The organism is Haloarcula sp. DT43, assembly GCF_037078405.1.
Lineage (GTDB): Archaea > Halobacteriota > Halobacteria > Halobacteriales > Haloarculaceae > Haloarcula > Haloarcula brevis.
On sequence record NZ_JAYMGZ010000003.1, the window covers coordinates 398,453 to 423,958 of the forward strand.

Below are 25,506 nucleotides of genomic sequence, written 5' to 3' on the forward strand. Positions count from 1 at the left end.
CAGACTGACTACCGAATCTACCCAGACTCGGCCCCGTCTGGCTGGTCTACCTCTTCTTGCCGGCCGGTTATTATACACCTACTTTATCATATTTGATTCGCACGCATAGCAAACAGGCATACACAGCAGACTATCTGGTAATCACTACACTCGTACGTGTAACTAAAGGCTAGCTACCCAGTCGACACAGTGTAAGAACGGCTAATTAGCATATACCTACTTCAAACGCATGTGTATGTTCGATAAGCACGACGCGGCTGACGACGAAAACAAATCGGGCCTTTCAGACACTCTATCCGCAAACGAGCGGGGTAAAGTACACCTTAACAGGCGGAGTTTCTTCCAGTTCGGCCTGACGACGCTGACCGCGGCTGTCGGTGTCGGCAGCCTGGGTGCGAGCATCTCCGGTCAGGAGACTAACACCCACATGACGGATTTCAGCGAGTACGTGTAGCGGGCACGGACCGGTACACGCTCGGCGAGTGTGTACTGGGAGGGGTGTTCCGTCTCGGCCCGAACTGCTGGATTGTATCCACCATCGTAAGCGCGAACTGCTCCGGTTCTGGTATCAGCTGTCGACGCTCGACGGGGACCGAAAGCCGGAGTGACCACTCCGGGACGGGCGCGGCTCTCTCGCTTCGGCAAGGCTACGACAGGACGGATTCGAGCACGCTGTTCGCAGCTCTCTGTAAGAGGCCTATACTAATGTCCCGAGCATCTCACTTTAAGATGATAGACATGATTCCCTCCAGCCGTCCACGGTATCACTCTATTCAATCCAATCCGCGGGACACTACGACCCGTCCATATCTGTCATGACCGCTGGCTCTGGGGTGCTCAGCCGTCGGAAACTCATCGCTCTCGCCGGCGGTACCGCGGCCGCCGTCTCGGGCGCACTCTACGGGTGGCTTCCGGGTGTCGACACCGGTGGTGGCGACCCCGCCAACGGGACCGCCGGGTCGGCAGGGGCATCGGGCCGACCGACCGCGACGCCCACGGGACCCACCGAAGAACCCGACGTGCCGCGGGACGCCGAGAGCATCGGTGACTACGGCTCGGAGCCGAACCCGGACGACCCCAGTCTGGCCGCGGCGAGGCGAAACCTCGACGCCATCCTCGCAGCTGTCGAGGCCGCCGGCGAGGGCGGAACGATATACGTCCCGGAAGGCGAGTACTACTTCGGCAGCGAGGATTCGGGCTTCAGTCCGTACGTGGAGTTCGGGAAGACCGGGCCACCGGGCGTCTCGATTATCGGCGCAGGAGCCGACAAATCGACCCTGGCGATTACCAGGCACGCCGCTGCCGACACCCGTCCGAACCAGAGCGCGTTCATCTGGTACGACGGGTACGAACACGGCTCCGTCGAAATAAAGGACGTCAAACTGGACGGCAACTACGAGAACGTCACCGGGCTCGCCGAGAACGGCGGCGGGTCCTGGGGGCTGCAGATGTCGACGGCCGGCAACTTCCATCTCGAACGCGCGTGGATACGGGGCTGGCACCTGGCGGGCGTTCGCGGCCGTGCCGTCCTCAGGTCGGTCAGAAACTGCACGTTCCAAGACAACGGCATCGGGCGACACAACGAGACCGACGGACGGTCGAACTCCCACCACATCTCCGTCCGACCGCAAGCGGGCGACGAACTCGTAATCGAGAACAGCTGTTTTCTCGACTGTGCAGGGAACGCACTCAACATCCGCTTTGGCGACGGGGTCACCCGGATGCACAACTGCTACGTCCGCGGTACGGGGTCCGGACTGTGCAAGATGTCTGCCGGGAGGGTCGTCGAACTGAAGAACATCTACCACAGGGCGAACACCCCTTCGCTCGAACGGAAGGTCGACGAACGGGACATCGGGCCCGACTTCCACGGTCGATTCTTCATCAACAACCTCGGAAATCGGGGGACGACCCCGACCACCGTGATTATGGAGAACGTCCTCTCCAGGGACATGGCCGACTACGCGTTCCAGGCACAGAGCGAAATCGGCGACGGGCCGATGAACGTAATATGGAACGGGGATATGATAGAGATATATAACACCAACCGCGCCCGCGACGACGCAGTCATCCGAGACCACGGCGACGGGCGGTTCTCGGACATCGACATCTCCCGGCTGTCAGTACACAACTCGAACGCGGAGGTGTTCATGCTTGATGACTCCCAGGGCACCATAGAGACGTTCAGCTACTCCAATACGGACGGGCTCGGCGACGCGGGAGACGTCTCTATCAACGTGAGCTCCCTCAGTCAGGAGTGGTTCCGTCCGACGGTCCCCACTATCGACGAGGTCGGTGTGGCCCCCCTCGTCCCGGGCGAGGACTGACTCCGACCCGGACAGCACCCCGGTTCTCTGTTCGCTGATTGCGCGTCGACTGTTCCTCTCGATACACGTGTCCGCGGTCGGACCCACCCGGTCCCCCCACTGGAACAGTGGAGAGAGTGCGGTCTGCACGACTGTGGCGCGGTTCTAATCCGCTGCGGTGGTGCCGTCCCCGTTACGCGCCCTGTGTGCTGGTGCCGTTCGCCAGGTAAATCCTGAGGTCGCCGTTGTCGTACGACCGGTCGACGGTTCTGTCCCGGTTGAACCGCTGGAAGTCCTGCGGGGTGTACTTCCACCGCTGTGGGTAATCCGGGAACGTCTCCTGGTAGAAGATGCGCCCCTTTCTGTTTATCATCACGTACTTCCCGCTGTCGTAGTTCTGCCCGAAGTACCGGTTTGTAGTGTAGTTGAAGTGCGCCGGGAGGAACTGCTCCCAGAACGGCAGCCCCTCGCTGACGCCGTGTTCCGCGTGGTGGAACCGTCGGTACTCTATGTCGAAGTGGTACAGCTCCTTGTTGCCGGTCTCGTGTTCGGTCAGCCACTGGCTGCCCTCGACTTCCATCGCCGTGACTTGGTCGTTGGTCATCCCCGACAGGGGTGACGGGTACAGCGTGAGCGTAGACAACACGACGAGCACCAGCACCGTGACGGTGGCGACCGACCGTACGCTGCGGGCAAGCGACTGACTGCGCTGCCTGTGGCGATTCCGGAGTATGTGGAACAGGGGACCCAGCAGGAGCACCGCGCCGATTTTGGCCACCTGCCAGGGCCGCTCCTGCGTGACGATGAGGTCCAGCAGGAGGAACGCAAGCCCGACGACCCCGAACACGCCCACGACCGCGCCCATCACGGTCGTCCGCGTGTCCAGTTCGTAGCGTCGCCTGAAACTGAGCAGGAGCGCGACCCCGAACAGGCCGCCCCCGAGGGCGAACAGCACCATCTCGGTGCCGAACCGAAAGGTGATGAACCGAACGATGTCTATCAGGGCCGGTGTCGCTTCCTGTGCGGTCTGGGCGTACGCCTGGACCGGGGCGTCGCTGCTGCTCGTCCCGAAGAGCACGCGATAGATAGTGTCGAACCGCAGTATGACTCCGGGGAAGTTGGAGTACCAGCTCACGATTATCGCGAGCGACAGCCCGAAACTGCTCGTCGGGCTCCGGTGTATCGTCCGTATCCGCGGGACGTACTGCACGCCGTAGTACAGCATGAACACCCCCGCGACGAACACGGCGGTCAGCGGGTGATACAGGAGGAGGCTCAGGAGCGTGAGCACGAGCGCCCCTCTGATTGCGGGTGTCGGATACCGCTGACTCTTGAAGAACAGATACAGGACGACCGGTATCAGCAGGATGCTGAAGTCGAACGGGCGAAAGAGCAGGTGGCTGTAGCCGAGTATCGGAAGCAAGACGAAGGGAAGGCCGAGGAGGAATCCCCGCCGGGAATCGGCCACTTGAAACAGCAGGTAAACCATCCCTCCGAAGTACACGGCGGAGAAAACTGCCGGTATCAGCATCGCCAGCGTCATCGTCTCTAGCCCGGTCGCGTCGGCGGTGGCGTACACGAGCAGGTGCGCGAGCGGGTAGATGTTCGCCCCGGTGGCACCGGTGTTGGCGATGTCCTGTACGTACCCCAGGTGCGTCAGTGGGTCCGCGTCGCCGTACATCACGTAGCCCCGTATGAGCGGCATCAACACCAACAGCGCGTCGGTCGCCAGCATCAACACGGTTCCGAAGACCCAGGACCGGTCGTCCGGGTCCCCGATGCTCCCGAATATCAGTAGCGCACCGGCGAACAGCGACCCGACGACACAGCCCCAGAACGGGGCGGGATACGATTCGTAGAGCGATATCTCGTACTCGGTGGCCGTCGGCGTCGTCAGCACAACCGCTGTCGAGGCCACGAGCAGCAGGACGCCGACTGCCGCGATGGCCCCCGAGACCCGCGAGTGAGCGAACCAGGTGCGCGCTTCGCCTTCGCTCATGGGTTATCCACGGACCTTGCTCACTCGCCCGGTGTTCGTACAGCCCAGTCCAGCACCTGCCGAGAGCGCCCCCGTCATTCGTACTACGTCCGTAGACTAGTCCATATCATTGTTAGTGCGCTCCTAACCCGCTGGGGGTCTGTGGACACTGTCGCCGCCGCTCCCCACTTGTCCAGGCGAATACAGGACAGAAAAGCGCGGACAGCACGAACTGCAGGAACTCGACGATACCGGCGACCAGAGAGAACGGCGCTCTCAGACGCTCACGGACTTGGTCGTGGAGACGGATTCCCCGTTACTGTCGACGACCGTGAGTCCGACGTCGTAGTTGCTCTCGCTCACTTGGTCGATGCTGAACATGTCGATGTCCGAAGCCGTGTTCCCGCCGACGTCCCACTGGACGCTCTCCACCGTGGCGTTCGAGTCGGCGACGTCGATGGTAACCGACTGGAGGTCGCTGTCGCTGCTGTACACGTCCCACACGACAGTGATGTCGGCTCTGCCGTCGCCCTGCTGGGACTCGGAGACGCTGAACCGGCCGATTTTCGGTTTCGCAGCGTCTGCCGCGGCGGACGTCGTCGCAGTCGCGGACGTGCCGTTCCCGCTGGTATCGGTCGCGGTCACCACGACGTTGTACTCGTTCCCGGAGCCGGCGTCGCCACTCGCCGCCAGCTCGGTCGTGCCGGTCGCCGAACTCCCGGAGACGTCGACGCTGGCCGCGTCCTCCTGCTCGTTGTCGGTTTCGTCGTACAGACCCACGTCGACGGTCGAGAGGTCCCCATCCGGGTCGCTGACGCCCCAGTCGACCGCGAAGGCAGCGTTCGCGGTGTCGGTCTCGACCTCGGAAACGGAGAGATTGTCGACGGCGGGGCCGGTCCCGCTGTTGTCAGTGGTGACCGTGATGCTGCTCGAGTCCGTGTTCCCGGCCGAGTCGGTCACTCTGGCATCGAGCGTGTGGGTGCCGTCCGACAGCGCGGAGGTGTCCCAGGCGGCCTCGTAGTACCCCGTGTTCGAGTTGTACGAGGCCTTCGCCCAAGCGTCCCCGTCGATGCGGTACTCGACGGACGGGGTGCCGGGGGAATCTTCGGCGTCGGTCGCACTCATCTGCAGTGTGACCGTCCCCTCGACCGTCTCATCCGCGAGCGGTTGTCGCCACGTTATCTCGGGTCTGGCGTCGTCGAGCCGCGCCGGTTCGCCGTTCGTCCCGACGCTGAAGAAGTCGAGCAGTTGCACGTCGCCCGACCAGGAACCGACTCCGGTCCACCCGGGGCCGGTGACGTCGCCGTCCGTTACCTCGATATCCCACGTGTCGGGCTCTCTGGAGCCGTAGCGCCAGTTCTTCGCTTTCACGGACGTGCCCTCGATGCGCAGGCGGAGGTAGCTCCACTCTTCGAGGGGGTTGGTGGCGGCCACGGTTTCACCGAGCGTGGTCTGTGACCCGCCGAAGTCCTTCTCGACGCGGAGCTTGATGTCGCCCTCGTGTCGAACGAACCACGTCGAATAGCCGACCATGTTCCCGCTGGCGTCGACGCCGCCGCGCCCGATAAGGCGGCCCCAGCCGTCACTGCCGGTGTCCGTCGCGCCGACGCGGACCAGTCCGAGCACCTCGGCGTCGGCGTGCTCGCCGACGTCGTCCCAAGACATGGCGTGTGAGTCGGCCGAGCTAGCGTCGAACTTGACGTACGCGTCGCCGGTGTTGGAATCGCCCGAAACGACCGACCAGTTCGACGGGTCGCCGTCCCACCGGGGCGTCCAGTCCGGGAGGCTGGTCTGTGCCACCTCTTCTGTCGCGGTTCGGGTCGTCTCTTCCTCTGTGCTGTCCCGCGTCTTCGCCCCGACCTCGCTTTCGGCCGGAACGTCCACGTTCAGCGGGTCCCCGCCCGACAGATGGTCGCCGATGTCGATGCCGCCCGTGTTTCCGAGGCCGCCGACGTTGCCCGTCGAGAGCGTGGCGATGGACCCGTCGGAATCCTCGGTCTCGAACACCTTCGCGTCGGTGTCGTGGACCGACATCTCGCCCACGTCGACGTTCCTGAACGCGACGCCCTGTCGGTCGCGGATGACTTCGTCGTCTTTGTACATGTTCGAGCCGGCGAACGCGATTCGGTCGCCGACCCAGGTGAGGTCCGACGGGCCGCCGACCGTGTCGCGCACCTGGAACGCGTAGGACGTGTGGTTCTTCGTCGATACGTCTTCCATGTCCAGCGTCACGTTGGTGTCGCCGCGGTCACCCAGGCTCTGGATGAAGTGACGGCCGAGGAACCCGTCGTTCGGCTCGTCCGGGAGCAGCGATTCCAGTTCCGACGTGTACGCCGTGTGGTTGATACGGCGGAGCGTGACCGACTCCCCGGCGGAGAGTTTGAGGAACTGACTGCCCGTCCCGGCGGCGTACACGTTTCTAATCCGGTAGGTACCGTCGTTATAGCGGATGTTTATCGCGCTCCCCGGACAGTTCTTTATCTTGCAGTTCTCGATGACGGTGGTGTTGCCCCTCGGCGTCTGGAGCGAGTCGAACGGGTGGGTGTTCGACCCACTGTCCTTGTGGTACTCGATGCCGATTCGCTCGAGCGTACAGTATCGGGCGGACGAGAGGTACTGTCGACACCTGATGCCGCGCGTGTACGTGTCGGTAATCCGTACGTTGTACAGCGAGAACGACAGGGATCGGCCAGCAAGGGAGAACCCGTCCGCGCCGCCGTTGTACCGGTCGAGATTGCCCAGGTTCGGAGCGTTCACGTCCAGCGTGAGCCCGCGGACTTCGACCTCGCCGTGGTCGGCGTCCCCGTCGTAGATGAAGGCCGTCTGGTTCGAGATAGCCGCGGGGTCCATGTGTTCGGTCACCGCGAGCGTGGATGCGTCGGGTCCCTCGCCGTACACCGAGATGCCTCGCGGCTGGCCGCTCCCCATCTTTACGAGGCTGTAGACGTCCTCACTGCCGAAGTAGTAGGTGCCTGCCGGAACGAATATCGACCCGTTCGGCCCGGCGGCTTCCATCGCGCTGTGAATCGCGTTCAGCACCTCCCGTGCGGCCGCGAGGCCCGGGTCGCTGGGGTTGTGGTCGCTCCCTATCCCGTGGTCGGTGATGTCCTCGGCGCTGTCGGGTACGTAGGCTGGTCTCGTCATTGGTCCCCTCCCTGACGACCCTCGCGGAAATAGTTGGGGAAATTACCATTTCTCTCCCCAGGAGTGGCTGCGTTCTCTTTGAGGGCTACACTCGGGTCAGTACTCGCAGTTGTCGCGCCCCATGCGGTAAATTGGTTCCTAACTTCGGCTATCGGCCCGATAGAACCGGTCTCACGCCAACCTATCCCTTTTGCTCCGTCGTGACCCCTCGCTTCAGTAACAGCTCCCTTCGCAAAGTAATTCGGTCTTAACATGCCGTACCGACTTCGACCCGAGTACGGTATTATAAATTGTTACTTTATGTAGATATTTGGTTGTTCGATACGGCTGCTTGAACGCGACATACGTACCAGTTCGTATCTCCCACCACCGGCCACTCACAGACGCTTGGGAGTCGGGACCGACGAATTATATGTAGCCGAGATGCTCCAGGCGGTCCTCGACGTCCGCCTTCGACGGCTCCGCCTGCGCCGTGACGTCTTCGCGTGGCGTGCTCGTTTCGTGGTCCGTGGCGGAGGTAAGGGCCCACGGGACCTTCTTGAGATGGGGGTGTGGTATCCCCTCGGGATGGCCGTACTGCTTCATCTCTCCGAACAGTTCGCCGTGGTCGGCGGTGATGGCGACCCGCTCCGCGTCTACGTTGTCGAGCAGTCGGCGTATCGAACCGAGAACCAGTCGGAGATTGTCGAGGTAGTTCTCCCAGGCGTCCTCTTTGGATATCTCCCCGCGCTGGATGGCCTCCCATGGGTGGTCCTCGGCAGCCGTGATGTCGCGCTGCTCCCTGTACGCAGCCGCCACGTGCGGACGATGTGGCTGATAGTAGTGGAGTATCATTCGCTCGAAGTCGAGGCTCCGTCCGGCCGAAATCGCCTGGTCGGTCACGACGTTCGGCGGGATGGTGTCGAAGTGGTCCTCGTACCGGTGGTGGCGCGAGAACTGCTTCAGGAGCTTGAACTGACTCCCGTCGACCACGTCCCAGTCCGCCCACGTGACCGGCGTGATGTACTTCCGCGGTGGCCGCTTGCCGTCCTCGAACGTCGGTTGTGTGTGCGGGTTCGTAGAGAGGTACACCGTCTCCGCTATCTCCTCGGCGTGCTCCTCGGTAAACGTCTTACACAGCCACTCGTGTGACGAACTCCCCGTGGACCAGACGCTGTCGACCCTGTCGATAAACTTGAACTCGGGCGCGACCTCCCGCAGCGCGTCTACCCGGCAGGCGTCCAGCACGATGAGCAAATCCCACTCCCTGTCGTAGACGTTCGTGCCGAGCGGGCGCTGCGTCGTCAGCGAGAAATAAACACCGTTGTAAGCGCCACCTAGAAAATATCGGAGCCCCGTCTCGCCCCCGTCGACCTGGCCTCCCGTCAGAGTTCGCAGCCACTCGCGTATGTTCGTCTTCACGGCAGTGACATCCGGAGAGAATCGTATAGTTATATATCTTCTACCCGGAGCCCCCCGAATGCGCTCCCCGAACCTCAGTCACTGGGCGTACCGCGTCTTTCGGTCCGCCAGAGACCCAAGCGAACGTCTCCTCCGACTGGCTGGCTTCGACGATGCCCGTGGCACGTGGGTCGCTCAGTATCAAATGCATACTTAATGACCGACCCCACCAGCTATCGCCCATGTACCGTGCGGTCGTAAGCGCGATGAACCATCCGGACCCGTTCAATCCCTACATGGGGCTGTTCAACTTCCGCTCCATCAGAGCCCTCAGTAGGACAGCAACCGAGGTCGACGTCGTGACCCCGCGCCCGAGAGCGCCGCCGGTCGGCCCCTACTCAGAGTTCGGCGAAATCCCGAGTCGGCACGACTACGGCTCACACGAGGTCCACTATCCCAGGTTCCTCTACCTGTTACCGCAGAAACTGTTCAAGTACACGCTCTCGTCGCGGTCGTTCGCGGACATGCTCCCGGAGTACGTCTCGACGCACTTCGAGACGCCGGACATCTGTCACGCCGGCCACATCCACTACGACGGCTACGGGCTGGCGTCGTACTGCCGGAGCGACGACATCCCGCTGACGGTGATGGGTCGCGGGAAGATTCTGAACAACTTCTACGACCTCTCACAGATAAGCCGGAGAAAAATCAGGGAGACCCTCGAGTACGCCGACGGGATTTTCTGCGTCAGCGAGTCGCTCGCCCGCATCGCCAACGACATCACCGACACGCCGAAAGCGACCGTGCTCCCGAACGGGGCGGACCCGTCGCGGTACCCGACGGACAACGAGCGGGCGATTCGCCAGGAGCTGGGCATCGACCGGGATACCACCGTCGTCATGTTCTGCGGTGGGTACACCGAGCGGAAAGGCATCAACGAGATATGTGCGGCCCTAGACGACATTCGGGGCGACGACGTGGCCTTCGTTTTCGTTGGCCATTACGGTGACCTCCGTACGGACCTCATCAGCGCGCTCAAAGCCAGTCACCACGACAACTACCGGGTGCTCTGGGAGGTCCCGCCGCTCGGTCTCCGACGGTGGTTCGCCGCCGCCGACGTCTTCATGCTCCCGAGCCACGCCGAAGGCCGGCCGAACACGATTTACGAGTCGATGGCCAGTGAGACCGCTGTCGTCGCCTCTGCTGTGTCCGGTATTCCGGAGCAGGTCGAGGACGGTGAGACGGGGCTGTTGATTCCGGCGAAAGACCCTGACGCGCTCGCAACCGCCCTGAACAGTCTCATCGACGACCCGGAAACGCGAGAGCGACTGGGCGCGAACGGCAAGGCCCGGCTGGTCTCGAAGGGCTGGACGTGGGACGCACACGGCCGACGACTGGCGTCCCTCCACGAAGCGATTATCGACGACGGCGAACTCCCGGCGAGTGAAGTACTGAACTAGCGCTCGGTCGCGGCCGCAAAGACGTGTTCGTCGAGGAACCGCTCGTACTCGTCGAACACTGGCGTGGGCGAGAAGTCGTCGGCACGGGACCGCAACCGCTCCGGGTCGGGTGGGTCGGCGAGCGTGTCACAGACCGCGTCGGCCAATCCGTCCACGTCACCCACCGGTACGAGCCTCCCGTACTCCCCGTCAGCGAGGATTTCGCGGGGGCCGCTCGGACAGTCCGTCGACACGACCGGACAGCCGACCGACAGACACTCTATCAGGACCGTCGGTAGCCCCTCGTACCGCGAAGACAGGAGGAAGGTGTCGGCCTTGGCCATGTACCGGTACGGGTTGTCGACGTATCCGGGCAGGGACACCACGTCGGAGAGCCCGCGCCGCTCGACAGTCTCCACGATGTCGTCCCGGCACTGCCCCTTGCCGGCGATTATCCCCCGTGCGTTCGGGTTCCTGTCGACGACTTGCTCGAACGCACGGACCCAGCCGTCCAGGTTCTTCTGGCCCGCGTGCCGTCCGACGAACAGGACCACGTCGCGGTCGCTGTCTTCCACCCACTCGTGGTCGACCGGCCGGCTGGCACGCTCGCGGATTCGCTCGACGTCGACAGGGTTGTGCAGTACTGACACGTCATCCCTGTCGACGGGCGTCTGGTCGACGAGGCTGTCGGCGACGCCCTCCGAGACGCTGATTATACGGTCCGATGCGGGATAAAGACGCGGCACGACCTGCTCGACGATTCGGTCTTTCGGTGTCGCTTCGACCTCGTGTCCGAACGCCGAGTGCTGGGTCGGGATTACGGTGGTCTCGGTGTCGAGGAGCCTGTTGATGGTGAGGCAGACGATGCTCGGGTGTTCGAGGTGGGGAAACAGCGCCGCCGGCTTCTCTCTGTGCAGGTACGAAACGAGCGCCGGAAGGTGCGCGGCGACCCCTACCGCCGGCGTCTTGGACGGCGGTAGTTCTACGGTGGAGACCCGTTCGGAGAGCTCCGACTGGAGCTCGCCGCTCGCGCGCGACAGGAGCAGGTCGATGTCGTACCCGCGCTCCGCCAGCCCGTTCACGATGGTGATTGCGACTTGCTCCGCGCCGCCGACCGAGAGGTCCGGGATAAAGAACGCCAGTAGTGGTCGGTCGCTCCCGGCCGCTACCGAACTACTTCGTTCCGCCCGCGTCGGGGCAGCGAGACCATCGTCGTCCGAAAGCGTCGGCGCGTCCATTACCGTCGCAGTGCCGTCCGATAGTCTTTGTTAGTCACTGGATTCGTTCCGCGACGACGCGAATTCTCCAGTCGACCCGGGTGGTCCCCCCCACTCTACCTGGCGGTGGTCGAATCGACTGTTCGCTTCGCACCGACCTGTCGCCGGACTGGGACGTCAAACTCGTGTAGTGCTGCTCCGAGTCGGATAAGAGCGGCCGCTCCGTAGACTGACGGACGCCGGCTGCTATACGGGTACCGTCTCGGCGACCCGCCGCCGCAGGGACGCAACCGACTCGTAGGTCCACTTTCCGCCAAGCGAGGGCAGTAGGTGGGGGTAGACAGGACGGTGCAGCGGGTTGGCGAAGAACGCCAGTAGGAAGTACTTCCGAGCTTCGCCGTACTCCCCGGCGCGTATCGCTGACCGGGCGAGCGAGCGTCGCATGGACGCGAGGAAGGTCCGCTCGTAGTAGCGGCCGTACTCCGCCGCGAGGTCGCCGTGTTTCTCGACGAACAGCGGATAAGCCACGTCGCGCTTCTGCTGGAAGTTCACGGTGATGCTGTCCTCCCGCCCGGTCTGGCGGTACGTAAGCGCCTCCTCGACCGGCTGGAACTCGCAGGACTGGGCCAGCCGGAAGAACCATTCGCGGTCCTGCCACGCCGGAAACCGCTCGTCCGGGAGGCCGGCGTCGACAATCGCCTCGGTGTCAACCAGCACGGAGGAGAACTGTCCGAAGTTCGACCCCGTCAGCAGGTCGGTGACCACGTCCCCCGACGCAGTCGGCGTCGAGACCGTCGTTCCGGCTGGATGTTCCCGTCTAACCCACGTGTAGACGACCCCCGTCTCCGGCGGGGACCGCGAGAACGTCTCGACCTGTTTTCGGACCTTCGTCTCGTCCCACTGGTCGTCGTCATCGAGAAACGCGACGTATTCGCCGTCCGCAGCCCGAATGCCCGTGTTTCGGGCGACGTTTGCACCCTTGTTTCCATCGTGGCGGATGACCGTCATCCGCTCGTCGCTCAAAAACCACTCCGGCAGCGTGGTCGCTACGGGCGTGGGCGAGCCGTCGTCGACGACGAGGAGTTCGAGCCGTTCGTACGTCTGGTCGAACACGCTCTCTATCGCTTCCGGCAAGTCTTCGTCTCGACCGTACGTGGGTATAACCACACTCACGAGCGGCGCCCCGTCGTCGGTGTTTCCTCCCGTCGGCATGTGTCTTATTTTACACTCTGTGGGCTAGTACAGTTAAGTACAACATCGCTACCGGACACCGGGCTGTCTCCCGTGACCGGGCGTGACACGCCGATTCGAGACGCTACTCCTGTGACGGTTGGAACGTCCCGGTTACGGGACAGATAACACCCAGTCGAGCGAACCGGCGCGTGTTAGTCAGTGTATTATCGACCGCGCGGACAGGTATTCAGGGGCATTACTATTGGTCAGGTACCGCTAGCTTTCGGTACGCAATCCATGTCGATGAACGAGTGGGTCTCATCTATGTCGGTGTCAGTACCTACACGGAGCCGGTTCCGGTGGTTTCTCGTCTCCTTCGTGACGCTGGGCATCGTCTCGTCGGTCGCCCTCTGGGCCGTCGGCATCACCGGCGCGGAAATACACCTCGTTGCGATGTTTCTGGCCCTGCTCGTGACCAGCGAGCTGTTCCCTCCGGTGGCCGACGAACAGTGGTGGCGCTGGCTGCTACTGGTCAAACTCGTCGGCTGGCTCGTCACTCTGTACGTCCTGTTCGAGCGCGTCTCCGGCGTCATCCAGTAGTCGGAGTGGGTTCGGGCCCCGGCCTCTACTCTGCTCTGTTCAGGAGCGTACGAATCAATCGACGAAACACTTCATGTAGTGGGTGTTCAGCCGCAAGACGGTCGTAGCGACTATCCACTTCGCGTCCCAGTCGCTGAGACGCCTGCTGAACAGCTCGCGGGAGTTGACGGACTCGTGTGCGATACGAAACCCGCGGTCTGCGAGTTCGACTCGGACTTCCGAGGGAGAAAAGTGATGTAGATGCGGCCGGTCGACGTATTTCATCCGCTTTCTCACGAACTTTGGAAGCGAAAAGGTGTTTATTTTGAATAGAAACGTCCCGTCTGTCTTCAACACCCTCGAAATCTCGCCTAGAATTGACGAAGGGTAGATAGCGTGGTCGATGACGTTGAGACTTGCGACTACATCGAACGAGCTGTCTCCGAAGGGTAGCGATTCACCAGCGGCCTGAGCGACCGGTTCGGTGCTGAGTGCCGGGTTCGATAGCTTTCCCAACACCGGGTCGACGCCGACGACCAACTGGTCCTCCGATACGGATTCGGCGACGGAGTACGTGAGCCCGCCGGTACCGCACCCGCCCTCCAGCACTCGTCCGTCCAGAACGTCTCTGCTGGAATCGAACTGCTCGTCTATCCACTGCAACTCCAGCTCTCCTCGCGATATCTCTTGGTGGAACTTCGTCTCCGCTTGCTGTGCTTCCTGCCAGCGACTTTTTGATATCATGGCTTTCCTACGTGTTTTTCAATTAACAAAAGCATGAGTGAGCTACTGACTACCACACGCGGGCAGCTCAGCGTCCACTCCTCACCGATTCTGGTCGCGGAATCGTGTTCTCTGTCGGGAGAAAACCACGGGCAACAGCGGGAGCACCAGTCGGGATAACGTTGTCTTTATTCGGTGTGTTCTGTGCCGTTAGCCGTTGGTGACGTCGACCCAGATGTGAGTGCGCCGGTACGCGTTCTCGGGTCTCGGGTTCGCCCCCGCCGGAGCCTCGCCGCGGTAGAGGAGATACGACACTCGGACGTCCTCACCGACCAACGAGGGTGTCATCTCGTGTGGGCGTGTGCGCGTCTCGCCCGCCGCGACGCGGGCGTCGAACCGGTCGAGCCGTGCGGTGCTCAGGACGGTGCCGTTCTCGATTCGCTGGGCGATGACGACCACTGTGTAGTCCTGGTCCTGTCCCTCGTGGTTGCCGATAGTGACCTGCACCGTCGCCGAACTGCCGAGCGGAACCTGTGATGGGTACTCCGACGCGACGAGTTCTCCGTCGTCGGACTCCGCCATCAGCGCGAACTCCGTGAACTGCTCGCCCCGCTCGGCCGACATGGCCGCGTACCCGATTCCGGTCCCGGAGACGAGAAGCCCGAGTACGAGCAGGACGTGCAGCGCCCCGACGCCGCCGGACGGCCGCAGGGACGCCCGGGACCGTGCGCTCGTCACCCACCGCAGGGGACTGAACCGCTCCGCCGGTGGGACCCGGAGCCGTCGGCCCGCCGCGGCCACGGTGAGGAGCACGGTCGTAGCACCGATAGAGAGCTGGAACAGGCTGGTTGTCGCCCCGTACGACAACAGGACTAACCCGAGCCCGACCAGCGGAACCAGACAGACGCTGACCCCGACGGAGAGAACGAGCCGCTCACCGGCCGAAATCCGTCCTCCTTGGTCCTCGAACAGCCCCGCTTCGGAGGCACGACGCGGGAACAGTAGCGACACCAGGGCGTAGCCCGGCGCGATGAGCACAGCCACCAGCCCCAGCACGGCCTGCACGGACAACTGTCCGACGTACCCCTGGGCAGCGGCGAGGTGCCAGAGGCCGAGCAAGCCCACCAGCAACAGGTCGACCGGGAGCGCGTCCGCCTCGATACCTACGTCTGCATCAGTTGCCATTACCGGTCCGTGAGCGCGGAGTAATAAAATAAGACAGTTACTACTGGGACGGGCAACCGGTGGCCCGGGCGTCCCGCTCTCGAAAGCCCGGACCGAGACCCCGCTTACTCCGTCGCCGTGACCGTCTCGCTGACGGCGAGTTTCGGAATCGCGTCGAGGATGTGGACGGCTGCGTCCCCGTCCCCGAACGGCGTCGTCCAGTTGCCCGTCTTGCCGCGCATTTGCGCCGCCGCCGATACGATGGCGCTTGGTTCCCGACCGGCGACGCAGTTCGCACCGACGAACGCCGTCTCGGGCCGCTCGGTCCCGTACCGGAGCGTCACACACGGCGTCCCGAGGATGCTCGTCTCTTCCTGGACGCCGCCGGAGTCGGTGAACACCACGTCCGCCGTGCTCTCCAGGCGGAGGAAATCGAAGAACCCCAGCGGCTCGACGAGCCGAACGCGGTCCGGGACCGCGATTCCGAACTCTTCGAGGCGGTCCTCCGCCCGGGGGTGTATCGGATAGATGACCTCCCGGTCCGCCTGAGCGCTCGCCCGCGAGACGCCGCTGAGAATCCGCTCGAACGCGTTGCGGTCGTCGACTGTCTCCGCCCGGTGAGCGGTCAGAAGGTCGAACTGCCCCTCTGTGACGCCGAGTTCGCTCAGAATCCGGCTTTCGCTCGCGGCCTTGTCGTCGTAGGTCTGGACCGCATCCACGACCGTGTTCCCGGTAACCGTGATTCGGTCCTCTGGAATCCCCTCGTCCCGGAGCAGCGCCGCCGTCTCCTCTGTCGGCGGGAAGAGGTGGTCAGAGATGTGGTCGATGACGACCCGGTTGGTCTCCTCGGGCATGTCGTCGTCGAAGCTCCGCAGTCCGGCCTCGACGTGGGCCACGTCGACGTCCATCTTGCTCCCCGCGAGTGCGCCCGCGAGCGTCGAGTTCGTATCGCCCTGGACGAACACGACCGCCGGTTCGACGGCCTGGAGTTCCGCCTCGACACCGGCGAGCATCGCCCCGGTCTGAGCCCCGTGGTCGTCGGAGCCGACTTCGAGGTTCGCGTCCGGCGGCGACAGCCCGAGCTGTCGAAAGAAGACCGCGTCCAGCGAGTCCGAGTAGTGCTGCCCGGTGTGGATTACGTGCGTGTCGATGCCGCGCCGGTGACACGCCTGGATTACCGGTGCGAGCTTGATTATCTCCGGACGCGTTCCGAGCACGAAGCCGACGGTACTCGCAGTCATTGTCGTCCCCGGTTTCGCAGGTCTGGTGTCCGATACCGGTCGCGTCCAGTCGGTTCCATACCGGGTTCGTGAGCGACCACCAGAATTGTTATAAACTTCCTACGCCGTCGGTTCCGCTCGCCACCGCGGTGACCTCGGACAGCGACCCGGTTCAGAGTGTCCGGACGTCGAACCCGTGGTCGGCCCACCGCTCCGCGTCGATGACGTCGACCGGGTCGACCACGGTCCGTTCCGACATCTTCGCACCGATAGCCGCCGGATTGAGGTCGGCGAACTCGTCGTGTGCTGCCCCGAAGACCACCGCGTCAGCGCCGTCGACGGCGGCATCGAGCGAGACGAGCTGCAGCCTCGAATCCGTCGCTCGCGGGTCGTGGATGGTCACCGAACTCTCGCCCCAGCCGCCGTCCACGGCCGTGCGCGTCTCCGTCGTGACGTCTCCAAGCAGTTTCGCAATCTCCAGGCCGGGGCTGTTCCGGGTGTCGCTGACGTTCCCCTTGTACGTGATACCGAGGACGGCCACGGTCTTGCCGTGCAGCGAGCCGACGGCGTCCTCGAGCATTCTGATGACGTGCTCCGGCATCCGGTCGTTGACCTGGCTCGCCACGTCGAGCAGTTCCGTCGCACCTGTCCCGTCGCTCAGGAAGTGCGGGTCGACGGGGAGACAATGGCCGCCCACGCCGGGGCCCGGATTCAGGATGTCGACCCGCGGATGGTTGTTCGCGAGACTGATGGCGGACCGCACGTCGACGCCGTAGTTCTCCGCCAGCAGTGCGAGCGTGTTCGCGTACGCGATGCTGACGTTCCGCTTCGCGTTCTGTGCGAGTTTCACGAACTCGGCGGTCGTCGGGTCGGCGGCGACGTGGATGTCCCCGCTGGTGAGCGGCTCGTAGAGGGACTCGATGGCTTCGACGGACGCCTCATCGACGCCGCCGACGATTCGGTCGTTCGTCCGGAGTTCGGTGAGCGTGTTCCCCGGCATCACCGTCTCCGGTGTGTATCCCAACGACACGTCGTCTCCGACGTCGAGCCCTCCTCTGGAGAGAATCGGGGCCAGGACCTCGGTGGTCGTTCCCGGCGGGACCGTCGATTCCAGAACCACGGTGTCGCCCGGTCTGAGTACGCTCGCCACGTTCCTTCCGGCGGATTCCACGTAGGCGAGGTCCGCCTCGCCGTTCATCTCGTCATACGGCGTCGGCACACAGATTACGTGCACGTCGGCCGGTCGCGGCCGGCGGCTCAGCGCCAGGTTCCCATCCAGCGCGTCCTGTACGTACGACTCGAAGTCCGGTTCGCTGACCGCCGGTTCACCCTCGCTGAGACGGTCGAGTAGGTCCTCGTCGACGTCGAAACCGACGACCTCGGTGCCGTGGTTGGCGAAATGCGCCGCCGTCGCGAGCCCGATGTATCCGAGCCCGTGGACACAGACAGTCACGTTTCCGGGGCCTCCCGTGGTTTTCCGGGTGATTCACGGCGCTGTCCCCGTTCCAGACAGTCCGGTTTGGGTTCGTGTCCCATTGCTCTACGAATGATATACGGTACCCTTTGTTATGCAGCAGTTGTGTGCGGTCAGCGACCATAGAGTCCGGGTAAACCCTGCCTGACGAACAGTGAGGCACACGGTAACCCCGCCGCTGTGCCCCGGCTACTGGCGGTACAGTTCCAGGGAGTGGAGAATGATGCCGGTGAAGGAGGCGAGGATGCCGGTGATGGTGAAGGTAGTGCTCGCCAGCGCGTGTCCGAGCGGGAAGCTCCCGCTCTGGAGATAATTAAACATCGTGAGGTACGTGAACACGAACCCGACGAGAACGAAGCAGACGCCGGGGACGCCGAGCAGCATAATCGGGTGTTCCCGTTCGACCGTGCGGATGATGTTCCCGACGAGCGTGAGGCCGTGCTCGACCGGACCGAGGTTGTTGGACGCCTCCACGTCGTACTCTATCGTCGTCGGCACCTCCGCTATCTGGTAGCCGTTCGAGTGGGCGTGGTACAGGATGTTCGTGCTCGCGTCCATCCGGTCGCCGATTGAGCTGTCCGAAGCCAGCGAGCTTATCGCCGCCTGGCTGTATGCCCGGAAGCCGCTTTGCGTGTCGCGAATCCGATTGGTCGGCGTGATGATTCCGAGGCTGAGGTTAGTCATGAGATTGACCGTGAACAGCCCGAACCGCCTGTACAGCGGCATCTCCGTCTCGGCGGATTCGTCGAACCGGTTCCCGATAACGATTTCCGCGTCCGATTCCCGCTGCCGTTCGACCAACTCCGGGATGTCGCTCGGGTCGTGTTGGCCGTCGGCGTCGAGGACGACCAGGTAGTCGGTGTTGCTCCGGTCGGCCTGCTCGAAGATGCTCTTGAGCGCGCCGCCGTACCCGACGTTGCGCTCGTGTTCGTACACTGTCGCGCCGGCCGCTTCGGCGGCCGCGACAGTGTCGTCGGTGCTTCCGTCGTCGACGACCAGGACGGTGTCGGCGTACTCCATGGCCGACTCAACCACGCTCCCGATGGTCCCCCCTTCATTGTACGCCGGAATTCCGACCATGACGGTTGGCTCCGGGTCTGTGACCGGCTCGATGCGGGCGTCGATAGTGAACTTCTCGGTGCTGTTCAGCGCCTCGCGGCTCGCCGGGAGATTGACTGACCCGTCCCCCCCGCCGTGGTACACGAGGCCCGGATACCCCGCCTGTTTGGCGTACCGCCGAAGCCGCTCGCGGGGCGTGTCGGCCTCGGTCCGGTTCCCCGACGGCTCGACCACTTCCGCGTCGAGCCAGCGGGCAAAGGCGAGCGCCTGCGGGTCGGCATCGACGGCCGCGGTGACGATCGCCTGATGTGCCCGGGAGTGGATGCGGAGGATTTCGGCCGCTATCCACTCGGCGTTCGACTCGGTCGCGACCAGACCCACCGCGGGCAGGTTCTTCGAAACCTCGCGGATACCGTCGTTGGCGGGCGGTTGCTGTATTCTGTCGGACATTTCAGCCCCACTCCCGAACCGCCCTCGACGGCGGCCGCTCGGTGTGGTCGTCCACGAGCTCCGGTACGCGTGTTGGCATCATTGTGTCGGGTAGTGGACTCCGTTGTGCTCCGCTGTGTACGAGTTGACATATTGTTATTCCCAGCTTTCCGGAGGGCAGCACTCCTCTACGCCGTCCGCAGTGAGCAGGTAACAAAGATTGCTACTACGCAGCCGGCCGGCGTGTCCGCGTCGTGGCCACACCTCGACTCAGACCGGTCGAGGGTCGAGTGACACGGTTCCCGGTTCCCGACGTCGCCGTATGCGTACGAATAACTTAACCCGTGAAAACCCCGTCTCCGAACGACATGTCTACGGATACTGTCAGCGGCCGCCAGGTACTGATCACCGGAGGCGGTGGGTTTATCGGAAGCCACCTGGCGTCGGCACTGGCGGCGGACAATCACGTGCGGGTCCTCGACGACTTCTCGACGGGTCGGCGGGCGAACCTCCCCGAGGAAGTAACCGTCATCGAGGGCGACGTTCGGGATAGGGCGACGGTCGACGCGGCGATGGAGGGGGTCGACGTCGTGTTTCACGAGGCGGCGATGGTCAGCGTCCCCGAGTCGATAGAGCGGCCGGTCGACTGCCACGAACTGAACGGCACGGCGACCGTCGACCTGTTCGACTGCGCTCGACGGCGGGACGCGCGGGTGGTGTTCGCGTCCAGCGCCGCCGTGTACGGCACCCCCGACGACGTGCCTATCGGGGAAGACGCGCCGACCAAACCGAACAGCCCGTACGGCTTCGAGAAACACCTGGGGGAGCAGTACGCGCGGTTCTACACCGAGCAGTACGGGCTCCCGACGGTCCCACTACGGTACTTCAACGTTTACGGTCCCCGCGGGCTTGACGGTGAGTACGCCGGCGTCATCGGGACGTTCGTCCGTCAAGCCCAGGCCGGCGAGCCGCTCACGGTCGAGGGCGACGGGATGCAGACGCGGGACTTCGTCCACGTCGACGACGTCGTGCGTGCGAACCTGCTCGCGGCCACGACGGACGCCGTCGGCCGCCCGTTCAACGTCGGAACCGGACGGAGCGCGAGCATAAACGAACTCGCCGAGACGGTCCGCGACGTCGTCGGTGCGGACATCGCGGTCGAGCACGTCCCCGGACGCGCGAACGACATCCAACAGAGCGAAGCGGACCTCGGTGACGCGCGCGAACTGCTCGGGTACGAACCGACGCGCCCCCTTCGGGAGGGCCTCGAAGCGACCCTCGACGCCGAACGGACGTGAGTCTGGTTTCCACGGTAGTACTGTATCGCATCGGCGGTACGAGCAGTTCCGTACCCCGACCCGCCCCGAATCCACTGCGGTGTTAGGAGATTGCTTACGACAGTTGCTTGAGGAGAGGTGGTGTCCGGTGACGGAATAGCGTCCAGCTAGCGACGGATAACAGAGTCTCTAAACGTTCACGTATCGAACCGGGGCTTCGGTCCGACGGTACACACTCGCTGCTGTCCGGAGCGGCTCAATCGATTGGTCCGTATCGAACCGAGCGCTAGCGCGCCAGCGGCTTCGAATCACAGCAACCCGAACTCCCGGGGCCCCTGTCCGCACATCTGGCCGTCTATCCATAGAATATAGACCCAGGTGCCGGCTGGAGACCAGTATCCGTTCCACATCCACATACGTATACGAATTCTAACTGTTTATCGGCCCCCATCGAACACTGTTAGCCACAGTCTCCTTGCGGCTACCCGGCGTAGCGCGCTCGATGTCAGCGGGGTTGGTGCGCGAGGTAACTGGATTGTAACTGAGCCAGACTTTTATCGGTCCGGGCGGAAGCAGTCGTATGATTCGCAACCGAGCCGAACTCGCTGCCGACTCCGGACACGAGGTCGCACTCGATTGCATCGAGGCCGCCGTGGACGCGGCCGCGCCCGATGTCGCCACCAGGTCGGCCGTCAGCCGCGACGGCCAGACGCTGACCGTCGGCGAGTCGACCTACGACCTCGACGAGTACGGCGATATCGTCGTCGTCGGCGGGGGGAAAGCCGCGGGCGGCGTGACACGGGTGCTCGAATCGGTGCTCGGCGACAGCCTCGGCGGCGGCCACATCGTCGCCAAGCAGGCCGTCGACACCGAAACCGTCCGGTGTACCGTGGGGGACCACCCGTTACCGTCGGACCGCAACGTCGAAGCGACGGTGGATATCCTCGATGCGGTCGACGCTGCCGACGCGGATACGCTCGTCCTGTTCGTCCTGACCGGCGGAGCCAGCGCGCTCCTGTCGGCCCCCGCCGGGGACCTGACGCTGGCGGACCTCCAGACGACGACCGACAGGCTCCTCGACGGGGGCGTCCCGATTGGGGAGGTCAACGCCGTCCGCAAACACCTTTCGGACCTGAAAGGCGGACACATAGCACGGCGTGCCGCTCCCGCCACCGTCGCCGGACTGCTGATAAGCGACGTGGTCGGCAACGACCTGTCGACCATCGGGAGCGGCCCCTCAGTTCCGGACGAGACCACCTACGCGGACGCACTCGGCGTGTTCGAGCGGTACGACCTCTCCCCGCCGCCGGCCGTCCGCGACCATCTCGAAGCCGGGCGCGACGGCCGAATCCCGGAGACGCCGTTTCCAGACGACCCGACCTTCGACCGAGTCGCGAACCACCTCATCGGGGACAACGCGACCGCGCTCGATGCCGCCGCCGCCGTCGCACAGGAGGCCGGATACGACCCGCTCGTGCTCACATCTCGCCTGCGCGGCGAGGCCCGCGAAGTGGCGCACCCGCTCGTCGCTATCGCCGAGGAAGCCGCGGCAACGGGCACGCCGGTCGAGCCCCCGGCCGTTTTCCTCGCCGGCGGCGAGACGACCGTGACTGTCACCGGCGACGGGGGGCGTGGTGGCCCCAATCAGGAGCTCGTCCTTTCCGGTGCACTGGCTCACGACGGCGACGCGGTCATCGCTGCCGTCGACACCGACGGGGAAGACGGGAGCTCCGACGTGGCCGGTGCCATCGCCGACGCGACCGACGTCGAGGACCGCGAACGGGCCCGTGAGGCGTTGCTCGCGAACGACGCCGGTACGTACCTCTCGGAAATCGGTGCGACGGTCGAGACCGGCCCGACCGGGACCAACGTCAACGACGTTGTCGTACTCGTGGTCCCGGACACGAGCCGGTGAGTGCCGCTGTCCGCGAGGGCCGTTTTCGGCCTGTGCCGTCCGGACTGCCACGACGGCACAGCGTCCCCTGGGTCACGTTTATGAACAGCGGGGCTGATATGGCGCGTATGGACCCAAGCGAGCAGCAGGTCGCGGCCGGCGCACTCTCGGTCCCGGAGGAGACAATCGTCGAGGCCTGTGGCGACCCACCGCTCCCCGAACTCGGCGTCATCGAACAGGTCTGGGAGACGGACCCAATAGCACCGGACGCCGTCGGAGCACGCGCGGCCCGTGCGGTCGAGTCGCTGTCTTTCGCTGACGTGCCCGACGGCGGCGAGGTCGCGCTCGGCGTCGGGAGCCGCGGTATCGCAAATCTCCCCGCCATCGTCGCTGGCGTCGTCGACGCGGTCTCGGACGCCGGCTACGAGCCGTTCGTCTTCCCGGCGATGGGGAGCCACGGCGGCGCGACCGGCGAGGGCCAGCGCGAGATGCTGAACGAACTCGGCGTGACCGAGGCGGCCATCGGCTGTGACATCCGGTCGTCCATGGACGTCGTCGAAGTCGGGCGAACCCCGGACCGGGACGTGCCCGTCGTCGCCGACGACAACGCCGTGGCGGCCGACGCCATCGTGCCAATCAACCGCATCAAGCCACACACGGACTTCGACGGCCCCGTCGAGAGCGGGCTCTCGAAGATGCTCGTCATCGGTATGGGCAAGCAACGCGGTGCACAGATAGCCCACAAGTGGGCCGTCGACTGGTCGTTTCGCCGAATGATTCCCGAGATTACCGGCCAGTTGCTCGACGAGTTACCCATCGTCGGCGGCGTCGCAATCGTCGAGGACCAGCACGACGAGACGACGCTGCTAGAGGGCGTGCCGCCGAGCGGCTTCCTCGACCGCGAGGCGGAACTGTTAGAGACCGCCTACGAACTGATGCCCACGCTCCCGTTCGAGGACCTCGACCTCGTGGTGTTCGACCGCCAGGGGAAGGAAATCAGCGGACAGGGGATGGACACGAACGTCATCGGCCGCCGACCGTTCTCGATAAACGAGCCGGCCCCGGAGACGCCCGACATCAAACGCATCTTCACGCGCGGGCTGACGGAGAAGACCCACGGGAACGCGATGGGCGTCGGGTCGGCGGACGTCATCCACGAGGACATCGTCGCGGAACTCGACGCCCGGACCTCGCTCATCAACGCACTCACGGCGAGCACGATTCGCGGCGTGAAACTGCCGCCGGTGGTCGAGACCGACCGCGCCGGCATCGTCGCCGCGCTGTCGACGATTGGCGTCGTCGACACCGATACCGTCCGCGTGCTCCGTGCGGCCGATACGATGCACCTCCACCGGCTCTACGCGTCGCCCGCACTGGTCGAGGCCGCGCGCGACCGCGAGGACCTGCGTGTCGTCGCGGAGCCGTCCCCTATCGAGTTCAATGACGGCCAACTCGTTGCCCCGTCGCCGCGCCAGTAGCCGCCGGAGGCCTGCCCCGCGACACGTCCTGGCTTGAGGGACTCCCCGCGCTCCGGCACGCGCGCCGAATATAAAAGCGGGATAAATAACGGCCGTACACACGTTAGGTTCCCTGCGGTCCGCAAACGCGAATGCGAACTCTCGGCCGATACGGAGGCCGGGGGCGTGAAGCCGCCCTCACGTCGCCAGCAGTTCGATGGGATGGCGCGGCTGGCGTTCGAGGAGCGTGTCGATCTGTTCGAGACAGGAGGTGCCGCTGGCGACGACGGGCCGGTCCTTGACGCCGTCTTCGCGCAGTTGCGTCCGGAGTCGGTCGCCGACGTCCATGCTGAGTTCGTAGTAGTCGGACTTGTAGCCGAAGCTCCCAGCCATGCCACAGCATTCCACGTCGGACGTGACCACGTCGTAGCCACAGTCTTCCAGGACGGCGACCGTGTGGGCTTCCAGGCCGAGCGTCCGCTCTGTACTCCATCACATGCGGCCGCTCGGGTATTCTGAGAAATATCCATTATAAAATCAGACAAATTTATTATATGCGATACACATCATTCGTAATAGCGGACCATGACGGTAGAGTTCGGGGACGCCGTCGCGGTTGCTGTGGCAGTCATCTCAGGTGTCAACAGACTTTTGACGGTGTATTCCGGCCTCTGTCTACATGTTCTCGTTCCTAGTCCGAATTTCTGTGAATATTCACCCAATATAACATAGAATACTGATAACCCACTCAAACATTGACCACTATGCAGCTATTATCTTTTTAGTTCCCTCTAATTTGGAAGTAAAAGCACCTTTTTGCACATCTCAGCCGCTCGTTTCGGCGTAGTGTGTCGCGTCACGTACACCGGTTCGGTCCACTCGAGTCGAAACTGGCTGTCTACAACTGCACCGCCCCCCAGAGTGACAGTGTTCCGAACCCGACGATGATGAGGCCAGCCAGCTGACTCACCCGCCGCATCGCTGCCCGGGTGAACCGCGTCCGGAACAGACTCACACCGACGCTCAGCGTGAGCCACCAGAGCGCCGAGCCGAGGAAAACACCACCGACCAGTGCGGCGGTCTCGACGTACGCGCCTGCAGTCCCGATTCCGAGCCCGGCGAAGATGCCAACGAAGGCGAGGACCGTCACCGGGTTGGTGAGCGTCAGCAGAAACGTCGAGCTGTAGTCAATGGCGAGTTCACTCGTGTCGGTGGCTGCGGTTGAGTCGTCCGTCGGCTCGGTACGGAAGGACTGGATGCCGAGGGACAACAGCACCACTCCACCGACGATACGAATCGTCGTCCGGTGCTCCAACAGGAACGCCGAGACGAGTGTGATACCGAACCCCGCGATGGCCCCGTACACGGCGTCTGCAGACGCGGCTCCGAGGCCACTCACGAATCCCGAGACTCTCCCTTTAGAAAGCGTCCGCTGGATACACAGGACGCCGACCGGGCCAACCGGCGCAGCGATGGCGAACCCGAGGACGATACCCTGGAACAGAATGCTGAGTATCGTTAATACACATCACCTCACGACTGCTCGCACTCCGGGAGTGGATAAGTACGTTCTGAATGCCGGCTCCCCTGACA

At 63.9% G+C, this 25,506-nt stretch carries 18 protein-coding genes and 1 pseudogene; 7 read left to right on the forward strand and 12 right to left on the reverse strand.

Going from position 1 to position 25,506, the window contains the following annotated elements; translation table 11 throughout:
• The first annotated feature begins 235 nt into the window (after nucleotides 1-235).
• Both VI123_RS13675 and VI123_RS13680 read left to right on the forward strand, forming a co-directional pair.
• Entirely contained in the window at nucleotides 236-454 is a 219-nt protein-coding gene (locus tag VI123_RS13675; RefSeq protein WP_336338619.1) for a hypothetical protein, read from the forward strand.
• Between the two features lie 361 nt (nucleotides 455-815).
• A complete protein-coding gene (locus VI123_RS13680) occupies nucleotides 816-2,327 on the forward strand; it encodes a chitin-binding protein (RefSeq protein ID WP_336338620.1) in 1,512 nt (503 codons plus the stop codon).
• Nucleotides 2,328-2,499: 172 nt separating this feature from the next.
• Here VI123_RS13680 and VI123_RS13685 read toward each other — a convergent pair whose 3' ends face one another.
• The 3 genes from VI123_RS13685 to VI123_RS13695 form a co-directional block, all read right to left on the reverse strand.
• A complete protein-coding gene (locus VI123_RS13685; RefSeq protein WP_336338621.1) occupies nucleotides 2,500-4,305 on the reverse strand; it encodes a hypothetical protein in 1,806 nt (601 codons plus the stop codon).
• 255 nt (nucleotides 4,306-4,560) lie between these two features.
• The gene (locus VI123_RS13690) at nucleotides 4,561-7,428 is read right to left on the reverse strand and encodes an Ig-like domain-containing protein (RefSeq protein ID WP_336338622.1); all 2,868 of its coding nucleotides are present in this window, start codon (nucleotides 7,426-7,428) and stop codon (nucleotides 4,561-4,563) included.
• A 408-nt stretch (nucleotides 7,429-7,836) separates the two neighbouring features.
• On the reverse strand, nucleotides 7,837-8,829 hold the full coding sequence (locus tag VI123_RS13695) for an alkaline phosphatase family protein (RefSeq protein WP_336338623.1): 993 nt from the start codon (nucleotides 8,827-8,829) through the stop codon (nucleotides 7,837-7,839).
• A 221-nt stretch (nucleotides 8,830-9,050) separates the two neighbouring features.
• On the opposite strand from VI123_RS13695, the gene VI123_RS13700 reads away from it, so the two are divergent.
• Nucleotides 9,051-10,268 (forward strand): glycosyltransferase family 4 protein, encoded by a 1,218-nt coding sequence (locus VI123_RS13700; RefSeq protein ID WP_336338624.1) that lies wholly within the window; start codon nucleotides 9,051-9,053, stop codon nucleotides 10,266-10,268.
• Here VI123_RS13700 and VI123_RS13705 read toward each other — a convergent pair.
• Both VI123_RS13705 and VI123_RS13710 read right to left on the reverse strand, forming a co-directional pair.
• A complete protein-coding gene (locus VI123_RS13705; protein ID WP_336338625.1) occupies nucleotides 10,265-11,485 on the reverse strand; it encodes a glycosyltransferase in 1,221 nt (406 codons plus the stop codon). The genes VI123_RS13700 and VI123_RS13705 overlap by 4 nt on opposite strands.
• Nucleotides 11,486-11,710: 225 nt before the next feature.
• Nucleotides 11,711-12,598, reverse strand: a complete 888-nt coding sequence (locus VI123_RS13710) for a glycosyltransferase family 2 protein (RefSeq protein WP_336338626.1) — start codon at nucleotides 12,596-12,598, stop codon at nucleotides 11,711-11,713.
• A 363-nt stretch (nucleotides 12,599-12,961) separates the two neighbouring features.
• Between VI123_RS13710 and VI123_RS13715 the strand changes: the two genes are divergently transcribed.
• Nucleotides 12,962-13,237, forward strand: coding sequence for a hypothetical protein (locus tag VI123_RS13715; protein WP_336338627.1), 276 nt, complete (start codon nucleotides 12,962-12,964; stop codon nucleotides 13,235-13,237).
• Nucleotides 13,238-13,291: 54 nt separating this feature from the next.
• On the opposite strand, the gene VI123_RS13720 is transcribed toward VI123_RS13715, so the two are convergent.
• The 5 genes from VI123_RS13720 to VI123_RS13740 form a co-directional block, all read right to left on the reverse strand.
• Nucleotides 13,292-13,960 carry a methyltransferase domain-containing protein gene (locus tag VI123_RS13720; protein WP_336338628.1) on the reverse strand — a complete coding sequence of 223 codons (669 nt, stop codon included), beginning with the start codon at nucleotides 13,958-13,960 and terminating at the stop codon, nucleotides 13,292-13,294.
• A 189-nt stretch (nucleotides 13,961-14,149) separates the two neighbouring features.
• A complete protein-coding gene (locus tag VI123_RS13725; RefSeq protein ID WP_336338629.1) occupies nucleotides 14,150-15,124 on the reverse strand; it encodes a DUF1616 domain-containing protein in 975 nt (324 codons plus the stop codon).
• Nucleotides 15,125-15,228: 104 nt separating this feature from the next.
• The gene (gene wecB / locus VI123_RS13730; RefSeq protein WP_336338630.1) at nucleotides 15,229-16,344 is read right to left on the reverse strand and encodes a non-hydrolyzing UDP-N-acetylglucosamine 2-epimerase; all 1,116 of its coding nucleotides are present in this window, start codon (nucleotides 16,342-16,344) and stop codon (nucleotides 15,229-15,231) included.
• A gap of 151 nt (nucleotides 16,345-16,495) precedes the next feature.
• Complete coding sequence (locus VI123_RS13735; protein WP_336338631.1) at nucleotides 16,496-17,776, reverse strand: nucleotide sugar dehydrogenase; 1,281 nt, start codon at nucleotides 17,774-17,776, stop codon at nucleotides 16,496-16,498.
• A gap of 210 nt (nucleotides 17,777-17,986) precedes the next feature.
• Nucleotides 17,987-19,306: a glycosyltransferase family 2 protein gene (locus VI123_RS13740; protein WP_336338632.1), complete on the reverse strand. Its 1,320-nt coding sequence runs from the start codon at nucleotides 19,304-19,306 to the stop codon at nucleotides 17,987-17,989.
• A 347-nt stretch (nucleotides 19,307-19,653) separates the two neighbouring features.
• Here VI123_RS13740 and VI123_RS13745 point away from each other — a divergent pair, with 347 nt between their 5' ends.
• From VI123_RS13745 to VI123_RS13755, 3 genes are all read left to right on the forward strand, one after another.
• A complete protein-coding gene (locus VI123_RS13745) occupies nucleotides 19,654-20,583 on the forward strand; it encodes an NAD-dependent epimerase/dehydratase family protein (protein WP_336338633.1) in 930 nt (309 codons plus the stop codon).
• A gap of 559 nt (nucleotides 20,584-21,142) precedes the next feature.
• Nucleotides 21,143-22,477, forward strand: coding sequence for a glycerate kinase type-2 family protein (locus VI123_RS13750; RefSeq protein ID WP_336338634.1), 1,335 nt, complete (start codon nucleotides 21,143-21,145; stop codon nucleotides 22,475-22,477).
• Nucleotides 22,478-22,584: 107 nt separating this feature from the next.
• Complete coding sequence (locus VI123_RS13755; RefSeq protein ID WP_336338635.1) at nucleotides 22,585-23,934, forward strand: nickel pincer cofactor-dependent isomerase, group 22; 1,350 nt, start codon at nucleotides 22,585-22,587, stop codon at nucleotides 23,932-23,934.
• A 177-nt stretch (nucleotides 23,935-24,111) separates the two neighbouring features.
• On the opposite strand, the pseudogene VI123_RS13760 reads toward VI123_RS13755, so the two are convergent.
• Nucleotides 24,112-24,396 (reverse strand): annotated as a pseudogene (locus tag VI123_RS13760) (LUD domain-containing protein); the annotation flags it as partial.
• Nucleotides 24,397-24,811: 415 nt separating this feature from the next.
• Complete coding sequence (locus VI123_RS13765) at nucleotides 24,812-25,429, reverse strand: LysE family translocator (RefSeq protein ID WP_336338817.1); 618 nt, start codon at nucleotides 25,427-25,429, stop codon at nucleotides 24,812-24,814.
• Between the last annotated feature and the right edge of the window lie 77 nt (nucleotides 25,430-25,506).